Source organism: Pseudomonas sp. 2995-1 (genome assembly GCF_002742505.1).
GTDB lineage: Bacteria > Pseudomonadota > Gammaproteobacteria > Pseudomonadales > Pseudomonadaceae > Aquipseudomonas > Aquipseudomonas sivasensis.
Map to the genome: position 1 here is coordinate 1 of NZ_LJSA01000356.1, position 17,551 is coordinate 17,551.

Here is a 17,551-nt window from a genome sequence, read left to right on the forward strand (position 1 = left end):
GAATTTCTTGACGACCATAGAGCATTGGAACCACCTGATCCCATCCCGAACTCAGTAGTGAAACGATGCATCGCCGATGGTAGTGTGGGGTTTCCCCATGTGAGAGTAGGTCATCGTCAAGATTAAATTCCGAAACCCCATTTGCGAAAGCAGATGGGGTTTTGTTTTATGTAGAAACTCATGAATTTCATCGGCGCGATGCGAATGCAACGATCCGATACACAGAATTTCTTGACGACCATAGAGCATTGGAACCACCTGATCCCATCCCGAACTCAGTAGTGAAACGATGCATCGCCGATGGTAGTGTGGGGTTTCCCCATGTGAGAGTAGGTCATCGTCAAGATTAAATTCCAAAACCCCTGTCTGTTATACAGACAGGGGTTTTGTCGTTTAGAGGCGCTGGTGGGTGGGGGTCACAACAATGGCTCAGAACTGGTAACTTACCTTGCGCTTACGCTGCGCTCTTCACCCAGATAGCAGAAGTTCAGACTGGCATAGGACGCTACATAAGTTTCATTGGTCAGATTGTTAGCATTCAGCCTTATATCCACGCCCTTTAAGTCGACGTTACCTTAAAGGTATAGCTGCCCAGGAACTTAGCTCCATATGTGCTTCCAATTCCAGCCCCAGCGAGCGTACAGCGCCGACAGCACGATAAAAGCTTTCCTGCGTTAGCTTGGTTGCCAGATTTTCCTGATCAATTCGATCAGGTCTTGCAGATAAAACCCGGTCTGCTCCACCCGGCGCAAGTAGCTGGTAGGGCTGTAATAGCGGATAGCAGAGTTACCATAGGCTGGGTTAAACGCATTGATTGGCTCAAGCGGCCCACTTGTCCAATCCACCACTGTTTACGCCCTTGATAGCCCGCACCTATCAGCATGGTTTGCTTGGTCGCCCTAGTGGAGATAGGCCTGTAACGTCAGTGAAGTGTCATCGGTAAAGTCGATGCTCAGACGGGACATCTGCGCCCATAGAGTAGTGAGGAAGGACCCTTGAGAATGTCCACGCGCTCCAGGAAGTACGGATGCAACTTGCATCGTGCTATAGGTGCCTCTGTCCCTCATGGACTTCAAGCCATCAAGGTAAATGTTATCCACCGAGCGATCATTTAAGCAGCGCATCGCACTGTAACCCCACCGAGTGCCGGTCCTAAGTTTGCGCTGGCATGCGGGACATAGTGACGCCTATCGGTCGTGAGAACTGATTGAGTACCAGGCTCAGTGGGCCTGCAGCTATCTTGTAGGGTTGATTGACCTGCTCGGTGCGGGTTTCTGCCGCTGAGACACTGATGAGTACCGTACCGCTACCCAGCGCCGTCAACAGCAATGCTGCGCGTATGGCTTGACCCAATAGCGGGTAGGAAGAGTCGAGCGTGTTGCGGGGAAAACACGCTGGCATGTTCAGCATCTGTAGATGCCTGGTGAGCGCAGATTGACTGGCTCACTGTCTAAGCCGGACTCACGGAAAAAAGCCGCCAAAAAAGTGAAAAATTAGACCCTTCGCTCCAGGCTCACCCACCAACGCGTGCGATAGCGCACGTGTACCGGCAGTATGCGTGGCAGTATCGCTAGCAATTTATCGGTGTCCTCCAGGCGGAATGCACCCGACAGCCGTAGATCTGCAATATCCATTGAGCAGCCCAGATAACCAGGGCGATAACGCCCAACTTCTGCAAGGAAGTCGATCAACCGCATATTTTGGGTCACTAGCAGCCCATCTGACCAAGCAGCAATGTCCATATCTGGCGGCGGAGCAAGCATTGCTTCGGTCTGACGCACGACGTAACTCTCACCTGCGTGAACGCGCGTCGAAAGTCCATCCGGCCTGTGCGGTGAGTGAATCGCTACAGTACCGCTGACCACATTCAAGCGTGTGCGGTCACTGTACTGACGAACTGTAAAACGCCCTTCGATGCCTTCCAGCAAGCCGTGTTGAGCTTGAACCAACAATGGGGCAGAGGAAGCAGCACTGCAGGTCACTAGGATTTCCCCACGCACCAATGTGATCAGACGCTGCTGCGCATTGAAGTCCAGGTCTACCGCGCTGTCTGTGTTGAGTTGCAGGCGAGTGCCATCGGGCAATTGCATGCTGCGGCGCTCGCCGGGGGCTGTTGCGAGGTCAGAAGTCCAGCGCTGCAAACCGGTCAGGTCCCGGCTTAGCCATACTGTTGAGCCCACCAGCAGTGCGCCGGCCAATAACTTCAGTGCCTGCCGCCGTCCCAGGCCTTGTGTACTGTTTTCCAGTGCTTTATGTACCCCGGGGATCGCGGTCAGATGGCTATTGAGCTCCTGTTGTAGCGCCAGTACCCGTTGCCAGGCCAGTTCGTGATCATGATGATCTTCGCGCCATTGCTCACATTGCAGGCGCAGCCGTGTATTGGCGGGGTTGTGACGTAAGCGCAGCATCCAACTGATGGCCTGCTTGACCACCCTCGAGTCTGGCCCGGAGCGTGTGGTGTTATTCATTGGCGCCGTAACGCAGGACGGAGCAGTAGTAAAGCGCCTCGGCGACATAACGCTCAACTGACCTCAGTGATATACCCATCTGTTTTGTGATCAGCTTGTACGTTAGCCAATCACACTGAACCATCAGAAATACCTTACGCACCTCAGGTTTTAACCCTTCCAAAAGCCGGGCGATGTCCTCCAGTAACTCCAATACCAACGCCCGCGCCTCAGCGCTTGGCGCCAGCGCTTCGGACAGATGGGCGATTGACTCGATATAGGCTCGTTCGATCTCCTCGCGGCGCCAGTGATCAACGACCACCCCTCGTGCACTTGTGCGCAACAATGCCCGTAGCGCCTTGAGTTCAAAACGTTCGATTCTCTACAGCAGTCGAATGAAGGCGTTTTGAGGCAGTTCTGCTGCATCTGCGACATTGGCCATACGGCCGCGCAGCCACGTGTTAAGCCAGTTGTGGTGGGTGCAGTAAAGCGTCTGCACAACGCTATCTTCACGCGAGGTGTATTCAGAGGGAGGCCTGTAAACAAGCTCGTCCAGGCGCCACAGATGTCAATTTGTCTCAGTGCTTGGCAGGCGGAAAAATTTTTTACTTCGCTCCTTGTACGACAACCTTTTGTCGGTTTCCTACCTAAAAAGAAGATCTTTCCCACAAATCACTAAGTTTTACTTCGGCGTGGCCGAAAGCCTGATAAGCCATGTGTGCACCGAAATAGAGCGGCCCGAGACGCTGCCTAGACCGTACATGGAATGCTCCATTCGGCCCGCTCACCCCCCCTTTGGCAAAAAGAAGTCGATGAAATGAATCTCAAGTTCAGTCATAAAATTTTGTTGGCCGCGTCAGGCGTCGTGGTTCTAGCCTTCGCGTTATTTACTCTTTACAACGACTACCTGCAGCGCAGCACCATCAAGCAGAACCTGGAGTCGTCTATCCAGCAGTCGGGTGAGCTCACCGCCAGCAGTGTGCAGAACTGGCTCAGCGGTCGGATATTGGTGCTCGAAAGTCTGACGCAAAACGTTGCCCACCAAGGCAGTGCGGCTGACCTCCCGGGGTTGGTCGATCAACCGGCGTTCACCTCGAACTTCCAGTTCACCTACGTTGGTCAAACCAACGGCGTGTTCACCCAGCGTCCCGACGCAAAGATGCCTGACGGCTACGACCCTCGTCAGCGTCCCTGGTACAAGCAAGCGGTGGCTGCCGATAAGCCCATGCTGACGCCGCCCTATATGGCCGCAGTGGGTGGGCAGATCGTAACGATCGCCATGCCGGTGAAAAAGAACGGCGAGTTGCTCGGTGTGGTCGGCGGTGACCTGAGCCTGCAAACCCTGGTGAAGATCATCAACTCGGTGGACTTCGGCGGTATCGGCCATGCGTTCCTGGTCAGCGGCGACGGCCAAGTCATCGTCAGCCCTGACGAAGACCAAGTGATGAAAAACCTCAAGGACATCTATCCAGGTACCAGCGTCCGTATTGAGAAAGTTAACCAGGAGGTCGTCCTCAAAGGTCAGGACCGCATCCTGTCGTTCACGCCTATCAGCGGTTTGCCCGGTGCTGATTGGTATATCGGTCTGTCGATCGATAAAGACAAAGCCTATGCACCGCTGGGCAAATTCCGCACGTCCGCGTTGATCGCCATGCTGATCGCTGTTGTCGCGATTGCGGTGCTCTTGAGCCTGCTGATTCAAGTATTGCTGCGCCCTCTGACCACCATGGGCATTGCCATGCAGGACATCGCCCAGGGTGAGGGTGACCTGACCCGCCGTTTGACGGTTACCAGCAAAGACGAGTTCGGTGAAGTGGGCAGTGCGTTCAACCGGTTCGTAGAACGTATCCACGCCTCGATTTCCGAAGTGTCTTCAGCAACGCGCCAGGTGCATGACCTGTCCCAGCGTGTGATGGCGTCCTCCAACGCTTCGATCATAGGCTCTGACGAGCAGAGCGCACGTACCAACAGCGTCGCCGCAGCAATCAACGAGCTGGGCGCCGCTACTCAGGAAATCGCCCGTAACGCCGCTGACGCCTCACAGCACGCCAGTGGTGCCAGCGAGCAGGCCGACGATGGGCGCAAAGTGGTTGAGCAAACCATCCTGGCAATGTCGGAACTGTCGCAAAAGATCAGCCTGTCCTGCACCCAGATCGAAACGCTTAACGCCAGCACCGACAACATCGGCCACATCCTTGATGTGATCAAAGGCATCTCCCAGCAAACCAACTTGCTGGCATTGAACGCGGCAATCGAAGCAGCACGTGCTGGTGAAGCCGGACGCGGGTTCGCCGTGGTCGCCGATGAGGTGCGTAACCTGGCTCACCGTACCCAGGAGTCGGCTGAAGAGATTCATAAGATGATCACTTCGCTGCAAGTGGGCTCGCGTGAGGCGGTGACCACCATGAATGCCAGCCAGACCTCCAGCGAAGAAAGCGTTCAGGTGGCCAACCAGGCCGGTGAGCGCCTGGTCAGCGTAACGCAGCGAATCGTCGAGATCGACGGCATGAACCAGTCCGTGGCCGCCGCTACTGAGGAACAGACTGCCGTGGTGGAAACCCTCAACGTCGACATCAACCAGATCAACCTGCTGAACCAGCAAGGTGTGACCAACCTCAACGAAACCCTGAAAGACTGCGATGCGCTGTCTCAACAGGCCAATCGGTTGAAGCAGTTGGTCGATAGCTTCAAAATTTGATCTGCTGAGTGTGTAGGAGCGAGCGATCTCGCTCCTATCGCTTACCCAGCAAGCGGCGAACATTCTCCAGGGCGCCATCGGCGAACCCCTGCACAAACTGCTCAAATCCCACCTGTGCTGCGTCTAAGGGCTCGGCAATGATGGTCCAGGTTACCCTGGAGCAGTGCTCTCCAAGAGCGTCTACTTTGATTGCCGCCCACAGCCTGGCCACGCCCAGGGTGTTGTAGATCGTGGTCCAGGTCATGTGCATCGCGTGCTCATCCCAGCTATTTAGCTGTTCCACCACTCGGTTGCCATCGCGGAAAAATTTCGTGCGTAAGGCGCCCACACCGGTGCCGGTCATTTCGATATGCGTCAGGGCCGGTATGAAGGTATCGAAGCCTGCAAACCGTCCCACCGTGTTCCATAGGCGGGTGGCATGGCAGTCGATCACCACAGAGGCCACGATCGGCCGGCCGTTTGGGTTATGAATTAACGTATCGGGTTGCAGCGGTTTCATGAAGTTGTCCTGAAGCGGTTCAGAGAAAGCCGATGGTCTTAAGGTAATTGCAGCCTCTACTCAGCAGCACCGCGTTCTTTTCGGGGTACTGCTCGCCCATCTGCTGGACGCCGTGTTGTGCGTTGTCATGACGGATCATCAACGTGTCGCCAATGTCTTCATCCAGTCGATCCAGGTAAAACCCGATTACGCCAAACAACGCATTGTCCTGGCCCGCTGTTCGCAGCGCCTGCTGCCAACGCGCAGTACTCACCCGTTCGAACCGATGGCCGGCCCGGCTGAACGCATCCAGGTAGTGATCCCAGCTCAATGGCTGTGGGTTGTGCAGGTTGAATACGCTTCTGTCCGCTTCAAAGCGCGTGCAGTGGTAAGCAATGAATCGAGCCAGGAAGTCCACGGGCATTAGGTCGAAATTCAGATCTAGCCGAGGCAACATTCCCAACTGCAGAGACCCCTTAAGCATCAGCATCAGGCGATTCTTCTGCGGCTGGCAGACACCGTTGCGACTGTTGAAGCTGATATTTCCAGGGCGATGGATATTTACCCAGGCACCTTGCGCGACCGCACGCCCCAACACTCGCTCGGCTGCCCACTTGGATAGGTTGTAGCCATTGCGGATATACAGCGGCAGGGTGGTCGCAGCCGGTGCTTCTAGCACATACCCTTGCGGGTCGATGCTGCTGGACGCCGACAACGTTGAGACAAAGTTGAAGACCTTCTTGCAGCGGGTCTCGCACAGGCGCAGGCATTCGAATATGGGTTCAACGTTGTCTCTGGCCAGTGACGCGTAGTCCATCACGTGGTTGACCTGCGCCGCGTTATGCACCAGCACGCCAAAGTCTGCGGCGAGCGTGTCATACACCTCGCAGGTCAAACCCAATCGCGGCAGGCTGATGTCGGCGGCGACTACCCGTACCCGGCTCAAGTCCAGGTGTTCCAGGTGGTATTCGCGCAGCGACTGGGTAAAGCGTGCCATTGCAGGCTTCCCCGGCATCTCACGTACCAGGCATGCCACCTCGGTTACACCAGAGGCCAGCAATGCTTCGACAATATGGACGCCGACGAAACTGTTGGCCCCCGTCACAATCACCTTGTGCGGATCACCAGCGCAATTCCTATGCAAGGGAGTGATCACCCAATCCCGTTGGGCATCCAAGACTGCCTGGCCAGAGGATGCGTCGGGTGGTTCTCCGTCCTCCATCAGCGTTGCGAGCGTACGAATCGTCGGAACTTCAATGAAGTGGCTCAACGCGAAACTACGCCCAAATTGCTCGCGAACACGCAGTAAGAGAGTCGACAGCAAAATTGAATGGCCGCCCAACGCGAAGAAGCTTTCGTCGATGGACAACTGATGGCTGGGCACACCCAGCAGCTCGCGCCACACCTCGCTCAATCGTGCTTGAAGCGGTGTGTGTGCAGCCCGGTGCGCAGCGCTGAAAATCGGTTGGAAGGGGAGCCCCAGCAGCGTCTTCCGGTCGACCTTGCCGTTGTTGGTGTACGGCATGCCTGGCAGCTCCACCCAGAAACCGGGTTGCATATAGTCCGGTAACCGTTGGCGCGCATGCTGCTGTAGGGCCACCAGCGTGGCGCCGGGTGCGGGCTGGGCGACAAAGACGCAGATCCTGCTTTCATGGTCGATCACTACCGCCAGTTCGCGATACAGCCGGCTATTGCGCAGGCATTGTTCAATCTCTCGGGGTTCGACCCGGAAACCGCGGATCTTCACCTGATCGTCGCGACGCCCACCCAGCACAATCCCTTGGGCCGTCCACTGTGCCAAGTCGCCGCTGCGGTAGGCCCGCAGCGGTTGGCCGCTCGGCATCAGCAGTTCGACGAATGGGCTGTCAGCCTGATGCGGCGCATTCACATAGCCCAGACTTAATCCGGGGCCGACGATGTACAACTCGCCCATCACCTGTTCATCCACAGGTTGCAGATCGTCATCGAGTATCAGCACCTGGCTATTGGCGATCGGGTGGCCAACGTTGCGATTGTTGTCATCGGGTGCGAGCGTCCGGTGCGTAATCAGCACTGTGGTTTCGGTGGGGCCATAGAGGTTGTGAAGCTGACACTGCGCTGCCAGTCGCTCGATGACATGGGGTTCGCAGGCATCGCCACCGGTGAGCAGGTGCGTCACACCCAAGGGTTGATCCAGCGGCAGGATATTGAGCAGCGCGGGCGGTAGGAAGGCATGGGTAACGCACTGTCGACGGAGCAGTTCCACCAGTTGCTCAGGGTCGCGTCGTTGTTCTTCACTGGGCACGATCAACTGCGCACCTGCAATCAGCGCAGGGAAAATGTCGATCAATGACGAGTCGAAACCCAGGGGCGAAAACTGTAGAACGCGGCTCCATTCATCTGGCTTCATGCAGGACCCAAGCCAAGCAGTGAAGTGCGCCAGGTTACCTTGACTGAGGAGCACCCCCTTGGGCTGCCCCGTGCTGCCAGAGGTATAGAGCACCATGCACGGCATATCCGAGCAGGGGCGATTGTGCTTTAACGGATGAGCAAATTTGAGGGTGTGTGGCTTAACGGTGCTGACATCGAGTGAAGTGAAATGCGCCCGTAACGGGTGCTGGCCGGTATCCAGCAACACTTGAGCCCCGGCGCTTTCGAGCATGGTCTGATGCCGTTTGAGAGGCTGCTCAGATTCCAGTGGCAGGTACACCGCGCCACAGCCGAGCAGCGCAAGAATGCTGGCATACAGTTCGATGGACTTTTCCATGCACACGCCAACTATCCACGGTGTTTCAACAGCGTCCAGCAAGGGCTGTAATCGTTGCTGGATTGCTATGGCTTGAAGGTGCAACTCGCGGTAGGTCACCGTGTGCCCGGCGATATTCAGAGCCGTCCGGTCAGCGAAGGCATAAAGGCTGGACTGGAGCTGTTCGATCACAGGCACCTGGGCTTTCTGGATCAGGTTGGGGTCTGCCGTACGATTGAATCGGTGCATAAAGGCCAGCGTCTCCAGCCCCCGCAAGCTCTGCTCGGGCCAGTCAGTGGCAATCGCGCTCGTAGAGAGAGCCCCGGGATCACGTGAAAAACCACTGACGAGCAGCGCGACCCAGTCCACCACTGTGTCTGTGACCTGCCGACGCAGTCGCTGGCCGTTACCACTGGGTTCTTCGGCGATGTCCAGCACGGCAGACAAACGTCGCTCACGGTCATAGGCGCGCAATTGCAACAGGGGCAACCCGCAATCGGTTACCGGACCGACCCCAAGGCGCAGACTTATACAGGAGGCTTTGCTCACGTCATCCGGCAACGGCAGGCTACCGTCTTCAATCCACAAGTCGATGTTCTTATCGCCCGACACATGCCCGTATTGCTCCAATACGGGCCTGATGGCGCCAAGTGCCTTGCTTGTTCCGAGCCAGCCGATTGTCAGGCACCTCATGGCGACACCGGCAGGTAGTCGTTCAGCGCCTGTGCCACACTTGGCGTTTGCAGCAAGCCGCTGTGTTGCAGGAAACCCATGATATTGCCCATCAATGGGTGCTGGCGGGTGATGGGAAACGCCAGCGCTGCGACTTCATCGCGCAGCTTCCCGCGTAGGCGGTCGCTGATGTCGAGGTGCTCGATCAGTTGCAGGTCGAAGTTTTTCTGCAGGTCGTTGGTCAGGTAATGCGCCAGGAATGTGGGCAGTACCTGAGCGATGCTGTCACGGTCGTCCGGGCTCGCGGTTTGCCAGTAAATACGCACCAGCCGGGTCCAGAACTGCGCGTGGCGGCCTTCGTCAAACAGATGGTCGGCCATCAAGCCACGAACAGAAGCTTTGACACTGCTGTCCTTAGAGAACGCTGCGACATCGTGGGTTACGGTGTTTTCGGCGATAGCCACGCCAATCAGTTCCACAGCATCGCTCAGATGGGCGGGGGCCTGCGCCTGTGCCGCCGGCAGCGCACGGCTCAGTTCGATATGCTCCGGCAGGTCGAGCGGTTGTATGCCGGTCATTTCCATTGTCTGTTGCAGGAAATCCAGCGCTACCAAGGCGTGGTAGTCCTCATCCACCACCACCGTCATCGCATCAACGCGACAGGCTAGGGGGAAGGGTAGCGAGAAGCGATTCTTGGCAATATTGCGCGCAGTTTTTTCGACGATTTCGGTTTCAAAAATGACCACGTCGTTGATGAATTTGTAGAAGCTTTGCACCAGCACGAAGTCGCGCCATTGTGCGCAGTGTTCAACAAAGGTCTTGCTGAGTACCAAGGGCTGGCGGCACATCGGATAGATCAGATTGTCATCGTTTTCCAGCAAGCGGCGAGGGCGTGTACGGATGGTCGCGCGGCGTTCCCAGTCGTCGGCGATGGGGGTGTAGCCCGCGGTATTCATGGGCGCACCTCTTGCAGCGCGGCCCGCACCTCGTCCCAGAACGTGATACGGCTTTCTACGGCGGCGAGGGCTGCTTCGTCGGCTTGTTGCGGGTAACTCGGAGCCACTGCCAGCAGGCGCTCGAGCAACTGCTCAGCTGCCGGCCCATGATGCTCAGCGTCTAACTCAATGTGGCGCTCGAAGTAGCCGCGCAAGGTGGGTGCTTGGCGATGGATAAACGTATCAGTCTGAAGGATGCGTTCGAACATGCGTGGGACGACACACTCACGGCCATGAAGGAATACGGCGGCTACACAATGGGTGGGTGCGTTCAGTGCCATGTGCAATGTGTCGCTGACGAAGCGTGCAGCACCAGCAGGAGCGTCCGACATGCTCAGGGCAGTATTTGCATCAACGCCTTGGTGTTGCAGTGCAATGAAACGGTTTATCGACGAGGTGCTGGCGCCGACTTCGACCATGGCTTCCAAGTACAACTCGAAGTGGCTGCAATAGCCTTGCCTGGGGTGTGAGTCCGACTCTTCGCCCAGCACTATCTCATTGATCAGGCGTGCAGCGTTCGGGTCGTCCGGTGGCAGCCAAGGCAGGCGAGTGCATGTCAGGTCCTGTTGCAGGCGTTTGGTGAGTGTCATGAAGTCCCAAACTGCAAACACATGGTGCTCCATGAATAGTTGTAATTTTTGCAGTGAGGTTATTTCCAGAAATAACGGATGGTTGCACAACTTCAGTTTTCTTTTTTCAAGTAATGGTGGGTACATGGTTGATGCCTATGAGTTGTTGCGTCTGCTGTTTAAGCAGTATTGGGTTGTTGTGAGTGGCAAGGAGATAAAGAGATATAAGCCAGACTTGGCGCGCACAAACGCTCGCGCGATTGGGGCTGCGCCGTCGAGTTAAGTGTCTGGTTTAGTGGCGGTGGATAATAAGCGGGTTAAACAAGTTGGTAAGCATATGAATGCATTAGATGTTTTGCTAAATAATATTAGCTGTCGGCAACTTGCATTATAAGAGTGAGAAGTTTCTTCGGCGCGGGGTGTGCTACCTGATCAGGTAGGAAGCCCCGCAGCTCTGGAGCGTCAAGACGAGAGACCTGGCGCTTTGTTATGGGGTGTTTTTTACAGTGGTATTCGGGCTGTTGAGATAGGCTGTGATCACTTCCATTCCGCGCATCAAGTGATTACGCAGTGTCAGGATGCTTTCGTCGGTTTTCCTCTGCGCCACAAGGTTTAGCAGTTCACGGTGATCTTCCTGGGATGTCTCACCCAGCCCCATCGCTTCTAGGTTGAAACGCAGGAAGCGCTCTTCCTCATTTAACCCGTGCTCTACCAATTTGAGCAGCCGTTGGTTAGGCGCCTTACTGTAAAGGGTCATGTGAAACAGGCGGTTGAGACGACCGATCTCGGTGTAGTCCTTTTCCTGTTCGAGGGCACAAATGAAATTCTCTGCATCGGCCAGATCTGCTTCGGTCAGCAAGGGAATCGACAAGCGTAGCGCTTCAGACTCCAGCAACAGTCGCAGCTCATAGGTCTCAGCTGAGTTGTCTTCGATCAACGGTGCCACGACGGCGCCCTTGTGGGTGACCACATGCAGCAGTGACTGCGCCTCTAACTGGCGCAAGGCTTCACGCACGGGCATGCGGCTGACCCCGAACAGGCTGGCGAGCTCCTGCTGGCGCATGGCGGTACCGCAGGGCAACCGGCCATCGAGGATGGCATTGCGCAATGTTTCTTCAATCACGGAGCGAGCGAGATGGGCGGGAATAGGACCGCTGATCTTGATGCTGTTCAAAGGGTTCGGCTTCTGCGTCACGGCTACGCTATCCTCCTTATTCAAAGAGTGGTGGCTAATTGGATCCAATGCACACTAGTGGCTGCCAATAAGCTTGTCAAACGGCCACGGTTTCGGCTTGTAAGCGTTTCAACGCGGGGCTCCGGCGGCCCACATCCGAGCTTTCCGGGGTCTTACACGCTGCTGCCATGTTGCGACATTCCCGCATATCGATATTCATTAACGGTATTTAAAATGCCGTTCTTATACCTATAAAGTCACTCTCCTGTCTGACCGGGAGTGAACTCATGTCTGCCACCTCTACTGTTCCAACAGCGATCTTTTCCGCCCAGGATTTCGAGGTTCGCCCGCTGCCCGGCAGCGTCGGTGCGGAGATTATCGGTCTGGACCTGTCCCGGCCAGTCAATGACCAGGATTTCGCGCGTATTCATCGCGCGCACCTGGATCACCATGTGGTGGTCTTTCGCGACCAGCGCATCACCCCCGAACAACAGATTGCCCTCAGTCGCCGTTTTGGCGTGCTGCAGATCCACGTACTCAAACAGTTTCTGCTGGCCAACCACCCGGAAATCCTGATCGTTTCCAACATTATCGAAAACGGCCAATCCATCGGCCTGGGCGACGCGGGTAAATTCTGGCATTCGGACCTGTCCTATAAAGAACTGCCGAGCCTTGGCTCGATGCTCCATGCGCAGGAGTTGCCCTCTGAAGGGGGCGACACTTTGTTCGCCGACATGCACAAAGCCTGGGACCAACTGCCCGAGCACCTGCGCAACGCTGTCGAAGGCCGCAGCGCCGCCCATTCCTACACCGCGCGCTACAGCGAGACCAAGTTCGAAGGCAATTGGCGCCCCACGCTTACTCCCGAGCAGTTGGCGCAAGTCGCAGAAGTGGTACACCCGATTGTGCGCACCCACCCGGAAAACGGCCGCAAAGCGTTGTTCGTCAGTGAAGGGTTCACCACCCGTATCGTCGGCCTGCCGGAAGACGAAAGCCGCGATCTGCTGGCTCAGCTGTACGCCCACAGCGTGCTGCCGCACAACATCTATCGCCACCAATGGCAGCCCCACGACCTGGTGTTCTGGGACAACCGTTCGCTGATCCACTTGGCCGCCGGTTGCCCGAGCCATCTGCGCCGCAAGCTGTTTCGCACCACCATCCAGGGCGACGCGCCTTTCTGATTCGGAGCATCACCATGTCCAGGAACATTCCATTTGCACGATTGGCCGCCACAGTTGGATTGGGTATCAGTCTGTTGGCGTGCAGCCTCGTCGCTCCAGCGGCGGCCCAGGCCGAAGGCGAGATCCGCATCGCCGAACAATTCGGCATCGTCTACCTGCTGCTCAACGTGGTGCGCGACCAGAACCTCATCGAGAAATACGGCAAGCAGGAAGGCATCGACATCAAGGTCGACTGGACCCAACTTTCCGGTGGCGCGGCAGTCAACGATGCGCTGTTGTCCGGCTCCATCGATATCGCCGGTGCCGGTGTCGGTCCACTGCTGACCATCTGGGATCGCACCCACGGTAAGCAGAACGTCAAGGCCGTAGCGTCCCTGGGTAACTTCCCGTACTACCTGGTCAGCAACAATCCCAAGGTCAAGACCATTGCCGACTTCACCGACCAGGACCGTATCGCCGTGCCTGCGGTGGGCGTTTCGGTACAGTCGCGCTTCCTGCAATACGCCGCTGCCAAGCAGTGGGGTGATAAGGAATTCAATCGCCTCGACAAGTACACCGTCGCCGTCCCGCACCCTGACGCCACCGCCGCATTGATCGCAGGCGGTACTGAACTGACCGGGCACTTTTCCAACCCGCCATTCCAGGACCAGGCCCTGGCCAACCCCAATGTGCATGTGGTGCTGAACACCTATGACCTGCTGGGGCCGAACTCACCGACGGTGTTGTTCGCCACCGAAAAATTCCGCAACGACAACCCGAAAACCTACAAGGCCTTTGTGGACGCGTTGACCGAAGCCGCACAATTCGCCCAGAACGATAAGGGCGCCGCAGCCGACACTTACATCCGCGTGACCAAGGCCAAGATCGACCGCGCCGAGCTGCTCAAGATCATCGACAACCCGCAGTTCGAGTTCAGCGTCACGCCGAAAAACACCTACCCGCTGGCGGAATTCCTCTACCGCGTCGGCGCCATCAAAAACAAGCCTGAATCGTGGAAGGACTACTTCTTCCAGGACGCCAAGCCCCTGCAAGGAAGCTGAGATGAACGCGCCCTTGCAAGGCCACACGGCCAGCAACCTGCACACCGCCGAGCCGCTGCTGGCGGTGGATAGCGTCAGCCTCGAATACCGTACTCCCGAGCGCGTGGTACGGGCCACGCACCAAGTCAGTTTCGAGATCGATCCGGCTGACCGTTACGTGCTGCTGGGCCCTTCGGGCTGCGGCAAATCCACGTTGCTCAAGTCCATCGCCGGGTTTATCAAACCGTGCGAAGGCGAGATTCGTTTGCTGGGGAAAAAGGTCGAACAACCCGGCCCGGACCGCATTGTGGTGTTCCAGGAATTCGACCAACTGCCACCGTGGAAAACCGTCAAACAGAACGTGATGTTCCCACTGTTGGCGTCCAAGACCCTCAAGCGCCGTGAGGCCGAAGAACGCGCGCTGCACTACCTGGACAAGGTGGGCCTGAGTGCCTTCGCCGACGCTTACCCCCACACGCTTTCCGGCGGCATGAAAGCCCGTGTGGCCATCGCCCGCGCGCTGGCCATGCAGCCGAAAATCCTGCTGATGGACGAACCCTTCGCCGCCCTTGATGCCCTGACCCGGCGCAAGATGCAGGAAGAATTGCTGCTGCTCTGGGAGGAGGTGCGCTTCACCTTGTTGTTCGTCACCCACTCCATCGAAGAAGCACTCGTGGTGGGCAATCGCATTCTGTTGCTGTCCCCCCATCCGGGGCGCGTACGTGCAGAAATCCACAGCCATCAATACGACCTGCACAGCTTGGGCGGTGTGGACTTCCAGGCGTCGGCGCGGCGTATTCATCGCTTGTTGTTCGATGAAACCAGCGCAGCGGAGCCCGAGTTGGGTTTTGCCGACATCCGCATCGCTTACTAAGGGGGCAACCCATGCGCCAGGAATATGAAGTCACCCTCGAACCGCTGCTCAGTGTCCCCGTGGAGCGCGAGTTGCCCCTGCGCCAACGCCTTTGGCAACAAGGCTGGCTGCGCAAGGGCCTGATCCTGATCGTGCTTGCGATCCTCTGGGAAGTCGTGGCGCGCTATCAGAACAACGACCTGCTGCTGCCGAGCTTTCTGCAGACTTTTAACGCGCTGTCCGACGGCCTGCTCAGCGGTGAACTGCTGAGCAAGGTGAGTATCTCGCTGGTGGTGCTGATCAAGGGTTACCTGATCGGCATAGTGCTCGCCTTTGCCCTGACCACCTTGGCCGTGTCGACCCAATTGGGCCGCGACCTGCTGAGCACCCTGACCTCGATGTTCAATCCACTGCCGGCCATTGCGTTGCTGCCGCTGGCGCTGCTGTGGTTCGGCCTGGGCCAGAACAGCCTGATTTTCGTGCTGGTGCATTCGGTGTTGTGGGCGCTGGCGCTCAACACCTATTCGGGGTTCCTCGGTGTGTCCGAGACACTGCGCATGGCGGGTCGCAACTATGGTCTGAAGGGCATGCGCTTTGTGCTGTTTATCCTGATCCCGGCTGCACTGCCGTCGATCCTCGCCGGCCTGAAAATCGGCTGGGCGTTTGCCTGGCGCACGCTGATCGCCGCCGAGTTGGTGTTCGGCGCCACCAGCGGCAAGGGCGGGCTGGGTTGGTACATCTTCCAGAACCGCAATGAACTGTATACCGACAAGGTGTTTGCCGGGTTGGCGGTGGTGATCCTGATCGGCCTACTGGTGGAAAACCTCGTGTTTGACACCTTCGAGCGGCTCACCGTGAAGCGTTGGGGCATGCAGCACTAAACAGGAATGATTGCTCTTTGTCCGACGTGAACCTGATAATGCCGGCCGAATTCGACGCTGCTCCGGCGTCGGATAGGCTTGGTAAAAGGATTTACGACGATGCGTTTTTTTGTCTTGGCTGCGGCCTTGTTGCTGTCGACCTCTGCGTTGGCCGAGTTCATACCCGAAACGGTATCGATGCCCAAGCCGGTCTACCCTGGCAACCTGACTAACACCCAAGGGCATGCGCGCATCAGCCTGAACATTCACAGCGACGGCACCGTCAGTGACGTCAAAGCACTCAGCGCCACCAAGCCGGAGTTCGGTGAGGCGGCCGTGGCTGCAGCCTCAAAATGGCGCTTCAAACCCTGGACGGTGAATGCCGATCGGCCAGAGGTAATCGATGCTCAGAACGACATGATTTTCTCGCCCGTACCGACGAGTGAAGAAAGTACGCGACTGACCTTTACGCAAACCACCTATCAATCCTGCAGCGCGTTGAACGAGGAAGTCAGCCAGTTCCGGCGCGATCATCCCTCCCGGCCACTGATCGCCATGAAGAGCTTTGCCATTACCCGTGTGGCAGTGATGTTCCCGGCGTTAAGCGGTAAAAGCGACTACAACGAAGGCCTGTCCAAGGCCGACGAGCTTGAAAGCGCTCTGCCGGACATCGTGCGCAAATGCCAGGCCAATCCCAAACGAACCTACGCCGACTACCTGCCACGCAACCTCAAGCGTTACCTGTAAAGCCTGCTACGATTGCGCCCAGTTCACTCCCTTCTGATCACGAGTGCTTGGCATGCAACTACCGGACATGAATCTGCTGGTCGCCCTCGACGCCTTGCTCGACGAGGGCAGTGTGGTCGGCGCCGCCCGGCGGATGAACCTCAGTCCAGCAGCCATGAGCCGTACCCTCACGCGTATCCGCGAAGCGGTGGGCGACCCGATTCTAGTGCGGGCCGGTCGGGGCCTGGTGCCAACGCCCAAGGCCCTGCAACTGCAAGGTCAGGTGCGCAACGTGGTGGAACAGGCGGCGCTGCTGTTTCGGTCGGCGGATCAAGTGGACCTGACCACCCTGCGCCGCCGCTTCAGCGTGCGCGCTAATGACTTTTTTATTGGCGTGTATGGCGGTCGTCTCTTCGACACCATGGAGCGTATGGCACCGCTGTGTGAGCTGTGTTTCGTGCCAGAAGGCGACACCGACGACGAAGCGTTGCGCGAAGGACGCTTGGATTTGCGCGTGAGCAACACCCAGCCGGCAAGCCCCGAGGTCAAGGTGCAGAACCTGTTCTCCACCACCTTCGTCGGCCTGGCGCGGCAGGATCACCCGTTATTCGACGAGGAGATCACCGCCGCACGTTTCGCCAGTTATTCCCACATCAGCATCTCGCGACGCGGCATCGCCCGGGGGCCGATCGATACCGCGCTGAATGCCCAGGGTTTGGAGCGCCGTGTGGCGATGATCGCCCCAGGGTTTCACGGTGCGATGTTCATGCTGCCTGACTCCGACTTGATCCTGCCGGTGCCCAAGGAGGCGCTCTACAGCGCTAATCGCCTGAAGCTGCCCCTGCGCGCCTTCCCGCTGCCGATCTCTTTGCCGACCCTTGTCCTGGCCCAATCCTGGCACCCTCGCTTCGATAAAGACCCCGCTCACAAATGGCTGCGCGAAACCATGCGCGAGAGCTGCCACGCCACGTGGCTGGAAGCCCAGCCGACCTGAACATCAAGCGTACACAGGGCAAATGTGAGAGGGCGCTTGCCCCCGATCGCGGTGGATCAGACAGAGAATCTGAGCCTGCCACACGGCAATCGGGGCAAGCCCCTTCCCACGAGAGATCTGTGGTGGATTCAGGATTGCGTCTGACGCACTTATACCCTGC

At 57.5% G+C, this 17,551-nt stretch carries 13 protein-coding genes, 2 rRNA genes and 3 pseudogenes; 9 read left to right on the plus strand and 9 right to left on the minus strand.

Annotated elements, in window-relative coordinates:
• Positions 1-6: 6 nt before the first annotated feature.
• Positions 7-122, plus strand: a 5S ribosomal RNA gene (rrf, locus tag AOA61_RS15575).
• Positions 123-230: 108 nt separating this feature from the next.
• Positions 231-346: ribosomal RNA gene (gene rrf / locus AOA61_RS15580) — 5S ribosomal RNA — on the plus strand.
• Positions 347-429: 83 nt separating this feature from the next.
• Here the strand turns inward: rrf (AOA61_RS15580) and AOA61_RS32240 are convergent.
• The 4 genes and pseudogenes from AOA61_RS32240 to AOA61_RS15595 all read right to left on the minus strand — a co-directional run.
• Positions 430-898 (minus strand): annotated as a pseudogene (locus AOA61_RS32240) (hypothetical protein); the annotation flags it as partial.
• Between the two features lie 69 nt (positions 899-967).
• Positions 968-1,401: pseudogene (locus AOA61_RS32530) on the minus strand (TonB-dependent receptor plug domain-containing protein); the annotation flags it as partial.
• Positions 1,402-1,493: 92 nt separating this feature from the next.
• Entirely contained in the window at positions 1,494-2,468 is a 975-nt protein-coding gene (locus tag AOA61_RS15590; RefSeq protein ID WP_099602089.1) for a FecR domain-containing protein, read from the minus strand.
• Positions 2,461-2,889 (minus strand): annotated as a pseudogene (locus AOA61_RS15595) (sigma-70 family RNA polymerase sigma factor). Before AOA61_RS15595 ends, AOA61_RS15590 begins: the two are co-directional and overlap by 8 nt.
• Before the next feature lie 375 nt (positions 2,890-3,264).
• Here AOA61_RS15595 and AOA61_RS15600 point away from each other — a divergent pair.
• Complete coding sequence (locus AOA61_RS15600) at positions 3,265-5,145, plus strand: methyl-accepting chemotaxis protein (RefSeq protein ID WP_032884796.1); 1,881 nt, start codon at positions 3,265-3,267, stop codon at positions 5,143-5,145.
• A 34-nt stretch (positions 5,146-5,179) separates the two neighbouring features.
• On the opposite strand, the gene AOA61_RS15605 is transcribed toward AOA61_RS15600, so the two are convergent.
• The 5 genes from AOA61_RS15605 to AOA61_RS15625 form a co-directional block, all read right to left on the minus strand.
• Positions 5,180-5,644, minus strand: a complete 465-nt coding sequence (locus tag AOA61_RS15605; RefSeq protein ID WP_032884798.1) for an SRPBCC family protein — start codon at positions 5,642-5,644, stop codon at positions 5,180-5,182.
• A 19-nt stretch (positions 5,645-5,663) separates the two neighbouring features.
• Entirely contained in the window at positions 5,664-9,041 is a 3,378-nt protein-coding gene (locus AOA61_RS15610) for an amino acid adenylation domain-containing protein (RefSeq protein ID WP_099602090.1), read from the minus strand.
• A complete protein-coding gene (locus AOA61_RS15615; RefSeq protein WP_099602091.1) occupies positions 9,038-9,976 on the minus strand; it encodes a diiron oxygenase in 939 nt (312 codons plus the stop codon). The genes AOA61_RS15610 and AOA61_RS15615 overlap by 4 nt, the downstream gene beginning before the upstream one ends.
• On the minus strand, positions 9,973-10,731 hold the full coding sequence (locus AOA61_RS15620) for a DUF3050 domain-containing protein (RefSeq protein WP_099602092.1): 759 nt from the start codon (positions 10,729-10,731) through the stop codon (positions 9,973-9,975). The genes AOA61_RS15615 and AOA61_RS15620 overlap by 4 nt, the downstream gene beginning before the upstream one ends.
• A 340-nt stretch (positions 10,732-11,071) precedes the next feature.
• Positions 11,072-11,779 carry a GntR family transcriptional regulator gene (locus tag AOA61_RS15625; protein ID WP_032884807.1) on the minus strand — a complete coding sequence of 236 codons (708 nt, stop codon included), beginning with the start codon at positions 11,777-11,779 and terminating at the stop codon, positions 11,072-11,074.
• Between the two features lie 266 nt (positions 11,780-12,045).
• On the opposite strand from AOA61_RS15625, the gene AOA61_RS15630 reads away from it, so the two are divergent.
• From AOA61_RS15630 to AOA61_RS15655, 6 genes are all read left to right on the plus strand, one after another.
• Positions 12,046-12,939 (plus strand): TauD/TfdA family dioxygenase, encoded by an 894-nt coding sequence (locus tag AOA61_RS15630; RefSeq protein WP_099602093.1) that lies wholly within the window; start codon positions 12,046-12,048, stop codon positions 12,937-12,939.
• A 14-nt stretch (positions 12,940-12,953) separates the two neighbouring features.
• Positions 12,954-13,979 (plus strand): ABC transporter substrate-binding protein, encoded by a 1,026-nt coding sequence (locus tag AOA61_RS15635; RefSeq protein WP_099602094.1) that lies wholly within the window; start codon positions 12,954-12,956, stop codon positions 13,977-13,979.
• 1 nt (position 13,980) lies between these two features.
• The gene (locus tag AOA61_RS15640; protein WP_099602095.1) at positions 13,981-14,832 is read left to right on the plus strand and encodes an ABC transporter ATP-binding protein; all 852 of its coding nucleotides are present in this window, start codon (positions 13,981-13,983) and stop codon (positions 14,830-14,832) included.
• Between the two features lie 11 nt (positions 14,833-14,843).
• The gene (locus AOA61_RS15645; protein ID WP_099602096.1) at positions 14,844-15,692 is read left to right on the plus strand and encodes an ABC transporter permease; all 849 of its coding nucleotides are present in this window, start codon (positions 14,844-14,846) and stop codon (positions 15,690-15,692) included.
• A 99-nt stretch (positions 15,693-15,791) separates the two neighbouring features.
• Positions 15,792-16,418, plus strand: coding sequence for an energy transducer TonB (locus AOA61_RS15650; protein ID WP_099602097.1), 627 nt, complete (start codon positions 15,792-15,794; stop codon positions 16,416-16,418).
• Positions 16,419-16,470: 52 nt separating this feature from the next.
• Positions 16,471-17,391, plus strand: coding sequence for a LysR family transcriptional regulator (locus tag AOA61_RS15655; RefSeq protein ID WP_032884818.1), 921 nt, complete (start codon positions 16,471-16,473; stop codon positions 17,389-17,391).
• Positions 17,392-17,551: the final 160 nt, after the last annotated feature.

Coding starts and splice junctions, on each gene's coding strand:
- AOA61_RS15605 (WP_032884798.1), bottom strand. CDS start 5,644: ATGAAACCGCTGCAACCCGATACGTTAATTCATAACCCAAACGGCCGG.
- AOA61_RS15615 (WP_099602091.1), bottom strand. CDS start 9,976: ATGAATACCGCGGGCTACACCCCCATCGCCGACGACTGGGAACGCCGC.
- AOA61_RS15630 (WP_099602093.1), top strand. CDS start 12,046: ATGTCTGCCACCTCTACTGTTCCAACAGCGATCTTTTCCGCCCAGGAT.
- AOA61_RS15610 (WP_099602090.1), bottom strand. CDS start 9,041: ATGAGGTGCCTGACAATCGGCTGGCTCGGAACAAGCAAGGCACTTGGC.
- AOA61_RS15600 (WP_032884796.1), top strand. CDS start 3,265: ATGAATCTCAAGTTCAGTCATAAAATTTTGTTGGCCGCGTCAGGCGTC.
- AOA61_RS15655 (WP_032884818.1), top strand. CDS start 16,471: ATGCAACTACCGGACATGAATCTGCTGGTCGCCCTCGACGCCTTGCTC.
- AOA61_RS15640 (WP_099602095.1), top strand. CDS start 13,981: ATGAACGCGCCCTTGCAAGGCCACACGGCCAGCAACCTGCACACCGCC.
- AOA61_RS15635 (WP_099602094.1), top strand. CDS start 12,954: ATGTCCAGGAACATTCCATTTGCACGATTGGCCGCCACAGTTGGATTG.
- AOA61_RS15645 (WP_099602096.1), top strand. CDS start 14,844: ATGCGCCAGGAATATGAAGTCACCCTCGAACCGCTGCTCAGTGTCCCC.
- AOA61_RS15650 (WP_099602097.1), top strand. CDS start 15,792: ATGCGTTTTTTTGTCTTGGCTGCGGCCTTGTTGCTGTCGACCTCTGCG.
- AOA61_RS15590 (WP_099602089.1), bottom strand. CDS start 2,468: ATGAATAACACCACACGCTCCGGGCCAGACTCGAGGGTGGTCAAGCAG.
- AOA61_RS15620 (WP_099602092.1), bottom strand. CDS start 10,731: ATGTACCCACCATTACTTGAAAAAAGAAAACTGAAGTTGTGCAACCAT.